This is a genomic window from Sulfurimonas sp. (assembly GCF_023229105.1).
In the GTDB taxonomy this organism is placed as follows: domain Bacteria; phylum Campylobacterota; class Campylobacteria; order Campylobacterales; family Sulfurimonadaceae; genus Sulfurimonas.
The window spans coordinates 1-9,053 of sequence record NZ_JALNZY010000080.1 but is presented as its reverse complement, the minus strand read 5'-3'; the positions used below and the strand labels follow the sequence as shown (position 1 = coordinate 9,053).

Here is a 9,053-nt window from a genome sequence, read left to right as displayed (position 1 = left end):
GAGATAGAAGCATTTTCGCTTGAGGATTGTTTTGAAGTCTCTATAAGGTCTCGTAGGGTACTTATGAGAGAGTTAAATCCGCTTGCCATTTGTGAGAGCTCAAGAGGAGCATCTTCATCGGCCTGTATAGTTAAATTGTTGTTTTTTGTTATGTCAAGTAGAGTTGTTTCAAATTTTTCTAATGGATTTGAGATAGATATTTTTATGAAATATAGTAAAAAAAGAGTAAAGACAACTATTCCGATTATCACGGCTGATGTTAATTTTACAATATTAGAAGTCGCCTTCTCAAGCTTATCCTCTATCGTAGAGTTTGTAACTTTGAAAAGCTCAAGCTCTACATCCCTAAGGAGATTTATGGAAGAGGTAACGCTTGAGAACCACACTGAAGAGTCAATACCAAAACCACCTTGCATGCCTTTGTCTTTTGCTATATTCATCATGGATGTCATCTTGTTTACAACTTCACCTTTGTATCTATCTTCGTAGAATTTTTTTAACTCTTGGGAGGTAAGATTGGTAAACTTACGTATATTTACATCATATGTGTTTACGCGTCCTAGAAAGGCAAAGTAATCCTTTTCACTAAAAGAGTCTCTGCTAAATGCAACATTAAGGTTTGCTCTTATCTGCCCCATCGACTCCTTTGCAGATGCCATATGTGTATAGGCTTGAATGGTATTTCTTATCTCTTTACTCTCTATAAGGGAGGGTGCGAATGTAGTAGCATCAACAAGAGTTATTATTATGTTTGTAAAGTATGCCTCAACCTCTGCACTCTCCATAGAATTTGAGTCAATGGCTGCTCTTTGTTGAGTTAAGTTTATAAATGAGTTTAAGATTTTATCATCATCGCCATTTGTTAGCTCATATACTTTTTTTAACTCTTGGGTAGCAATATCAACTTTTTTTCTTAGAGATAAAAGGGAATCACCATTGTTTTTTCCTCCACTTGCACTAAAGCCAACACTAAGACCTCTCTCCACTTGCATACAATGAACTACTTTTGCAAGAGCTTCAGTTTCTAAAACACGATTTTTGGTTGTTTCTAAAATGCTCTTATCTTTGATAGTATCTACTACCATAGAAACTGATAAAAGTACGATAGCAATAATAGGAATTATTACTAAAAATAATAGCCTTAGTTTAATACTTAGTCTCTTCATTGATTTATACCCTTTTTTGTTTTTAATGAATAATAACATAACTAATTTTTATTTATATTGATTTATAACAAGTTATTATTCTTTGCTTCTTGGAGTAATCTGTTTGTTAGCTACTGTAAAATAAAAAGATGCTAAAATATAGCAATTTTAAAATAGAGGAATTTTATATGCCGCTACTAGACAGTTTTACGGTTGACCACACGATTATGCCCGCACCGGCAGTTCGCCGAGCTAAAGGGATGAAAACGCCAAAAGGTGACGATATTACAGTATTTGATTTACGATTTGTTCGCCCCAATAAAGAGATTTTATCCTCAGAGGGCATCCATACGCTAGAGCATCTTTTTGCCGGATTTATGAGAGACCATCTAAACTCCAATGATGTCGAGATTATTGACATCTCTCCGATGGGTTGCCGTACCGGATTTTATATGAGCGTAATAGGTACGCCCGAGGAGAGAGTTGTAGCAGATGCGTGGAGAGCTTCGATGGAGGATATACTTAAAGTAAAAGAGCAAAAAGATATTCCGGAGCTTAATGTTTATCAATGTGGGACATATAAGATGCACTCTCTAGCAGACGCAAAAGAGATAGCTTCTAAAGTGTTAGAGCGCGGAATCGGCGTGATGGACAACGACGCACTCTCTCTTGATTTGGCAAAAGTGAAGTAGTAGATGTATATCTTGATTCCTTTAAATAGTGAGGATGTACAAGATGCATCAATAACTAAACTAAGTGATGTGAAAATCTGGGCACAGGTTCTTTTGGAAGAGGGGCAGGTAAGAGAGATAAACCTTAACATAGATAAAGATTTGTTTGAGAACTTTAGTGAAGTGCTTATAGTTATGGATGATAACGAGTATGTATGGCCCTTTATAGAGCTGGGCATGATGGTTTTAGTTGCACATACCCAAAGAAGTATTGATGATATCATGGAAGCATTTCTCTTTAAAGAGTTAAATGAACTCGCTTATTAGAGAGCTTTTGCATAATACTTAGATGAAATTTCCTTTTAAACACTTCCACCCATATGAGGTTTTTTTAGACTTAAATACACAAAAAGTAATCGTGGGAACACTTCCGCCGCCTCGATTTTCTATGCAGCAGCTCAAGCCCCGAGATGTAGACTTTTGTTATGGTTCGCAGGACAATCTTTTATGGCAGGCACTTGATAGTATCTTTGATTTAAACCTTTTGTTTGATAACTCCAAAGAGGCAGTAGCTCAACGAAAAGCATTTTTAATAAAAAAGCGTATCGGAATTTGCGATATTGTGCACTCCTGTGAGAGATATAAAATAGATGCCAGTGATATCGGCATGCAAAATATAGTTTTACGTGATTTAGTAGGCTTTATAAAAACCTATAAAAATATTCGCACTCTTATTTTTACCGGCGGAGGCTCTAAAAATGGACCTGAATTCTTTTTCAAACAACAGCTAAAAACTCATGAACTTAAGCTCCAAAAGTGCCTAGATGAAAATCTGCGTATTCACACATTTACAATTGATAACCGAGTTATTACCACCTACTCCTTAATTTCTCCCTCAAATGCCGCCAACCGCTTTATCGGAGCAAACCCTATTTTTAAACAAAAAAGAGCTATAAATCCAAACTACAGCACTTTAGATTTTAGAGTAGAGCAGTATGAAAGAGTTTTTAATAGATAATGGACAAAATGAAAAATTTTAACGATGAACTTCACTCAATGGTCTTAAGTGGGGATGGCAGTTATACGGCTTATTCAAAAGAGTATGGTGAGCATTATCACTCCACGAAAGATGGCGCACTTTATGAGTCGCTTGTAAAACATGTTATTCCTGCTTTTAGTCTAAAAGCGGGAGCAAAAGAGCTAAATATCTTAGACATCTGCTTTGGACTTGGGTTTAACACTTTAGCAACCATCCATTATTGTAAAAAAAATTCTCTTAATCTTAAACTAAATATTTTTTCCCCTGAACTTGACTCCTCGCTTGTAAAATCACTACTTAAGTTTATCTACCCACAGGAGTTTGATGAGCTTGGGCATATTATTTTAGAGTTGGCAAAGAGCGGTCTGTATCAAGATGAAGCTCTACATGTAGAACTATTTTTAGGAGATGCTAGAGAGTATGTGAGAACTTTTAGATGCGAGAAATTTGACATAGTATATCAAGACGCATTTTCTCCTAGTTCAAACCCTGCATTGTGGACAAAAGAGTATTTTGATGAGATAAAAAATGTTATAAAAAAAGATGGAGTTTTAACAACATATTCAATCTCTCTGGCTACAAGATTGGCACTTTATGCCAACGGCTTCAACGTTTATGTAAACGGCGGAGAAGGCTTTAGAGACTCTACCGTGGCATCTTTGCAAGAGATAGAGGGATTTAAGTATGTGGATATGGAGCATAAGATAGGGTGTAATCCAGATGCAAAACCTCTTACAGACTAGGTTCTAAACTTATCTAGCTGCGTTTTTAGCGTCTGGCTGATTGTGTAAAGCTCATTTGAGCCTGTTGAGATATCAAAAGCGCTCTGTCTGTTTTGATTTACTATTTTGTCTATTGATTCTATGTTATCTAAAATAAGTTCCGCTTTTTCTTGAACATCTTGTGTGCTTTGCAGCGAGGAAGATGCCAAATCCGCAGTTGAGGTTATAATCTCTTTCGTATGTTGAAGCTTATCTCTCATAAGCTCTGAATTATTGCTAAGCGCTCTAGTTTTTTCAACATTTTGATTCATCTGAGTGCTTGCATCTGTTATGGATTGGATAATTATGCTTACGTTTGCATAAATCTCGCTTATTGCTCTTTGTGTGCTCTCGGCTAGTTTTCTTACTTCATCTGCAACAACTGCAAAACCTCTTCCATGTTCGCCTGCACGGGCTGCTTCTATGGCAGCGTTAAGGGCAAGAAGATTTGTTTTGTCGGCAATATCTTCTATGATTTTTAAAACATCACTGATTTTTTGTGCATCATTTGTTAGCTGATTAAGGTGAGAAGCGATATCTTCTTCTGTTTGGGCATTTCTTTGAATTTTATCTACTATATCTAAAATATTTGTCTGAAGCTCTTGCAGATTGTCCTCCGCTCTTGCTGTAACTTCTTGAGTCTCCTTAACGTTAAGAGTCGTTGTATTGAGCTTCTCTTTCATGTCATCACTCATATTTTTTGTAGCATTTACCAGCTCAAACTCTTGGTTTGAGCCTTCGCTAATTGATGATGCACTATTTTTCATCTCTAGAGTGTGTCTGCTGTTTAAATCAGATGAGTTTTTTGCTTCATTTAGAGCTTTGCGAACCTCTTGTAACAACTGTATAAAAGCCGCAGATACTTCTCCGAGTTCATCATTCTTTTTATAAAGTGACTGCTCGTTAGACAAATCAAGTGTTTTAAGGGTAGAGACAATTATCTCTCTGATTGAGTAGATGCCGTTTTTTATGAAGGAGTAGAGTCTGAAATTTAGAAGTGCCGATACCGTGATAAAAAATATTATTAAAATAAATATATCGTAAAACGTTTTTTCTAAAGAGGAGGAAGTTTCGTTGTAGATGCTTTTGATTTTATTGTTGACTTTTTGTTTTATGATATTGAACTCTTTGTTTATTATTGCGCTCTTTAACGCCCACTCATTTGAAGCGATTTTTGCCAAAACTTCTTTGTTGTTTTTGTTGTAAGCTTGTTCTATATCATCCAATATCTTAGTTGAACTTCTATACTCGGATATTATTTTATCAAAAGAGTTTCTTATATCTTCATCTCTATAAAAGGAGCTATTAATTACACTTTGTATTACAAGTTCTAGGTTTCTTCTTGTCTGAACAAGTGCGATTCTAGCGCCTTCAAAGGCTATAATACCCGTTAGTGCGTTTGAGATATTGTTTTGAATAGAGTTGAAATTATTGATTGCATCAAGAAGCTCATTTTGCGGTTTAAAATTATCTTCATATATTATCTTAAGCGCATACTCTCCGTCATGCGAAGCACTTAAAGAGAAGTAGCCAAGAACGCCCATGCTGATGATAACTACAAATATATTGCTAAGGAGTTTCTTTGATATTAGCAGATTGTCTTTGTGTATTAGTATTTTAAATATAAAAAATAATAAAATAATCAGGACTATCGCAGCTATAGACCTAAGGGCAATGAAGCTGGATATATCCTCTTTTACCTCTTGAATTTCTGCTATCTCTATAACATTGACACCATCTATCTTGAGTCCATCTTTTTTCCATTGACCTATACCGCTTTGTAGCCAAAAAACATTTTTATATCCATCTTTTACGCTTACAACAGCCGCTTTGTATGATTTCCAGCATTTTATGCCGTTACAGTAAAATATCAGTTTTTCATTTTTGTCTTTTGGGAGTCTTGTTTTGTCGTAGAAATCATTACTGTCATCAAATTCTGCAATCTTGTTACTCTCTCCTCCCTTTTCATCATAGTAAGCAGAGATAGCGCCATGTATTCTCTCAAGTGCATATTCAGGCACTTTTCGGGTATCTACAAATATGGCACCATTTTTTTCTAAAGAGAGAGCGGTGTTTGTATCTACAAGAGTTATGCCATGTTTTGAAGCAGTTTGTGCATCAGGAGTATCTGATTTTGCAAAAGAGTAACTGTAAAAGAGAGTAATGATAAAAAAGATTTTTAAAATATGCATAATAATGAAACCTCTATAAAAATTTTCATTCATTAGTATATCAAAAAGTGATTATATTATTATAAATTTTTATAAATTTTTTTCTGTAAATATCTTGTTAAGGGTTGGCTTTATGCTATCAACTGTTAAAAACCTCTAAAAAAGCCTCTCCAAACTGCTCAAACTTCTTCTGTGCGATGCCGTTAACCATAAGCATACTCTCCTTGTCATGCGGTTTGGATGCGGCGATGTTTTTAAGCACTTTATCCGAGAAGATTATATAAGCCGGTACCTGAAGTTCATTTGCCAGTTTGGCTCTTTTTGTTCGCAATTTCTCAAAAAGTTCTGCATCAAAATCAAGTCTCTCTTCACTTTTGACTTTTTTCTCTTTTATGTTTATCTCAAGGCGTGAAGATTTTATGAAAAGCTCTTTTTTACCCCGTAAAATATCAGCCGCTTCATGAGTGAGTTTTAAAACGCTAAATTCTCCTAAGTGTACAATCTTAAGCTCCAAGAGTCTCTCTAAAATGATAAACCACTCTTTTTTAGCAAGATGCATCCCGATACCATAAACCGAGAGCTTATCTGCACCATTTGCCAAGAGCTTCTGCTCTTTTGAACCTCTTAGTATGTCTAAGATGTAGTTTTTTCCAAAATTTTGTTCTGTTTTATAGATGGCGCTTAGAAGCATCTGCGCCTCTTTTGTGATATTCTGCCTTTTTACATCACTGCTTAAACAGTTGTCGCATCTATCAATACAATCATCAAGCGTATCCTCAAAATATTCGGCGAGCTGGCGGTGAAAACAGATTTCGCCTGTAGCATATTTGTAGATAGTATCTATCTTTTGGTTTAGATGCTCTTTGTACTCGATGTTTTGTATCTCGTCTAAAAATCTTTTATGTTGGGTGATGTCTGCTGCATTAAAGAGGAGTAAAACCTCTGCATCTTCGCCGTCTCGTCCAGCACGTCCTATCTCCTGATAGTAGTTTTCGAGTGATTTTGGAAGCGACATGTGGGCTACAAAGCGGATATCGCTCTTATCTATCCCCATGCCAAAAGCGATGGTTGCTACCATAATATCAACTTTGTCGTTGACAAATATTTTGAAGTTTTGCTCCCTTACATGCTGTGGTAATCCTGCATGATAGGGCAGGGATTTGTATCCGCTTTTGTTGAGAAAGATGCTTAGCTCCTCGCTCTTTTTTCGTGAGCTTACATAGATAATCCCACTCTCTTTTTTATGGCGATGCAAAAAAGCTTTTAGCTGTTCATGTCCGTTTGAGACTCTTCTTTGTGCGGAAATAAAGATATTTTTGCGAAACACTTTGCCCTTTAAAAGCAGTGGATTTTCAAGCCGCAATTCTCTTAAGATGTCATGGGTAACATGCTCTGTCGAGGTTGCGGTAAAGGCACAGATTGGAGTGTTTGGAAAGTTTGCTTTTAAATTTCCAAGGGCTCTGTAGTCATCGCGAAACTCATGCCCCCACTGTGAGATGCAGTGTGCTTCATCGACAACAAAAAAGTTAATATTTAAACCTCGCAACATACTAATTGTTGTTTGGTTGTTGAGTCTCTCTGGCGAGAGATACAAGAACTTTAATTTGCCCTCATACGCTCTTTTGATAATCTCATCTACTTCCTCACGGCTTTGCGCGGAGCTTATCATTTCCGCACTCATATTTTGCGCCCTAAGGGCTGCTACTTGATCTTGCATAAGAGCTATAAGTGGTGAAATAACGATACTTATACCCTCTTTTAGCATAGTTGGAAGCTGATAAACTAGAGATTTCCCGCCACCTGTTGGAAGAATCATAAGCAGATCTTGAGCATTTAAGATGGCATCAACTCCCTCTTCTTGAAACTCCCGAAAGCTGTTGTGCCCAAAGTGGTTCTTTAGCGCGGCATATTTCATTAATATCTAGCTGATATAGAGTCGATATCATCCCATGAAAGAGTATTTTTTTTGTGAGAGATAATATGCTCCACGTATCTCGCAAACATATCGGTCTCAATGTTTACATGCGAGCCCCTGCGGTAGTTTTTAAAGAGAGTCTCTTTCATCGTGTGCGGTATGATGGTAAGCCTAAAACTATCGTCAAATACCTCGTTGACGGTTAGGCTTATACCATCAACCGTTATGGAGCCTTTAGGGATGATGTAGGGGATAAATTTCTTCTCAACCTTTATAAAAACATCAAAGGAGTTGCCGCTGTTTTTTATCTCTTTTATCTCGCCAATAGCATCTACATGTCCTTGAACAATGTGTCCCTCAAACCTATCGCCCATCATCATAGCAGGCTCTATATGAACCTCGTTTTTGAAGTTCTCCATCGCCAAAACTCTCTGGCTCTCAGGCGAGAGCTCAACGCTAAAACCGTCATGCGCTACTTTTATAACAGTTAAACATGCTCCATTTATGGCAATTGAATCACCAATCTTAGCTTTATGTTTAGCACGTAGGCTAAGCGTACTTCCGGCTAAGCTTTTAACATGTGCTATTTCGCGTATTAGTCCTGTAAACATCTCTTCCCTTTTTTAGAAAACAATCTTGCCCTCTTCTTGAAGATCTTTAATAATCTCTTTTGCTTTTTCATGCCCTTTATAGGCGGCCTTACGGCAGTAGTCAAGCGCCGTATCATGGTTTTGTTCGCATCCAAATCCCAGGTCGTAGAGAATGCCGAGATTATAAAGACCTTCTGCTAAACCGCCATCAGCTGCTTTTTTAAAGCAGATAAAGCATCTAGTCTCGTTCATCTCAACGCCATGTCCGTCTTTGTATAACACACCTAGGTTGTTAAAAGATTCAAGATGTCCGCGTTTTGCTCCCTCCTCATACCAAAAAGCAGCTTCGGAGTAATTCTGCAGGCATCCAAGACCACGCTCTAGCATAAGCGCTACTTCGTACATCGCCTGTGGAATCTCTTTAACTGCCGCTTGCATATATAATTCATGCGCCTTAAATTGGTCATATTCAACTCCGCCAAGACCATTCATATAGAGTATGGCAAGATTAAAAAAGGCATAAGGCTGTTTTAGTTCTGCCGCTCTCTCGTAAAGCATCACTGCTTTTTCATCATCTTTTTGGCAACCCTCGGCATTTTGATACATGAAACCCAAAGAAGTCATAGCATCAGCATTGCCCTTGTCCGCTAATTCTGTGTAGAGTTCAAAGGCAGCTTTGAAATCTTGAGCGTTGTATGCGTCATGTGCTTTTTTTATCATCAGTTTAAACCATTGTTTAGAATATATTACGCAAATGATAC

9 protein-coding genes are annotated in these 9,053 nt (G+C 37.1%); 4 read left to right on the top strand and 5 right to left on the bottom strand.

Translation table 11 applies throughout. From position 1 onward, the window contains the following. The coding region (locus M0Q17_RS09540) for a methyl-accepting chemotaxis protein (protein WP_295086280.1) at positions 1 to 1,166 on the bottom strand (1,166 nt) is incomplete at its 3' end. Positions 1,167 to 1,333: 167 nt separating this feature from the next. Here M0Q17_RS09540 and luxS point away from each other — a divergent pair. The 4 genes from luxS to M0Q17_RS09520 are packed head-to-tail and all read left to right on the top strand — an operon-like array spanning position 1,334 to position 3,598. Continuing rightward, complete coding sequence (luxS, locus tag M0Q17_RS09535) at positions 1,334 to 1,837, top strand: S-ribosylhomocysteine lyase (protein WP_295086278.1); 504 nt, start codon at positions 1,334 to 1,336, stop codon at positions 1,835 to 1,837. Positions 1,838 to 1,840: 3 nt separating this feature from the next. Continuing rightward, positions 1,841 to 2,143, top strand: a complete 303-nt coding sequence (locus M0Q17_RS09530) for a hypothetical protein (protein WP_295086277.1) — start codon at positions 1,841 to 1,843, stop codon at positions 2,141 to 2,143. Between the two features lie 22 nt (positions 2,144 to 2,165). After that, positions 2,166 to 2,834 (top strand): uracil-DNA glycosylase family protein, encoded by a 669-nt coding sequence (locus M0Q17_RS09525; RefSeq protein ID WP_295086275.1) that lies wholly within the window; start codon positions 2,166 to 2,168, stop codon positions 2,832 to 2,834. An 8-nt stretch (positions 2,835 to 2,842) separates the two neighbouring features. Beyond that, on the top strand, positions 2,843 to 3,598 hold the full coding sequence (locus tag M0Q17_RS09520; RefSeq protein ID WP_295086273.1) for an MnmC family methyltransferase: 756 nt from the start codon (positions 2,843 to 2,845) through the stop codon (positions 3,596 to 3,598). On the opposite strand, the gene M0Q17_RS09515 is transcribed toward M0Q17_RS09520, so the two are convergent. From M0Q17_RS09515 to M0Q17_RS09500, 4 genes are all read right to left on the bottom strand, one after another. Next, positions 3,595 to 5,808 carry a methyl-accepting chemotaxis protein gene (locus M0Q17_RS09515; RefSeq protein WP_295086271.1) on the bottom strand — a complete coding sequence of 738 codons (2,214 nt, stop codon included), beginning with the start codon at positions 5,806 to 5,808 and terminating at the stop codon, positions 3,595 to 3,597. The two genes, M0Q17_RS09520 and M0Q17_RS09515, sit on opposite strands and share 4 nt — an antisense overlap. Positions 5,809 to 5,926: 118 nt before the next feature. After that, the gene (gene recQ, locus M0Q17_RS09510; protein ID WP_295086269.1) at positions 5,927 to 7,702 is read right to left on the bottom strand and encodes a DNA helicase RecQ; all 1,776 of its coding nucleotides are present in this window, start codon (positions 7,700 to 7,702) and stop codon (positions 5,927 to 5,929) included. Further along, positions 7,702 to 8,313 carry a riboflavin synthase gene (gene ribE / locus M0Q17_RS09505; protein ID WP_295086267.1) on the bottom strand — a complete coding sequence of 204 codons (612 nt, stop codon included), beginning with the start codon at positions 8,311 to 8,313 and terminating at the stop codon, positions 7,702 to 7,704. The genes recQ and ribE overlap by 1 nt, the downstream gene beginning before the upstream one ends. Before the next feature lie 12 nt (positions 8,314 to 8,325). Next, a partial coding sequence (locus M0Q17_RS09500; protein WP_295086264.1) for a tetratricopeptide repeat protein occupies positions 8,326 to 9,053 on the bottom strand: 728 nt, incomplete at its 5' end.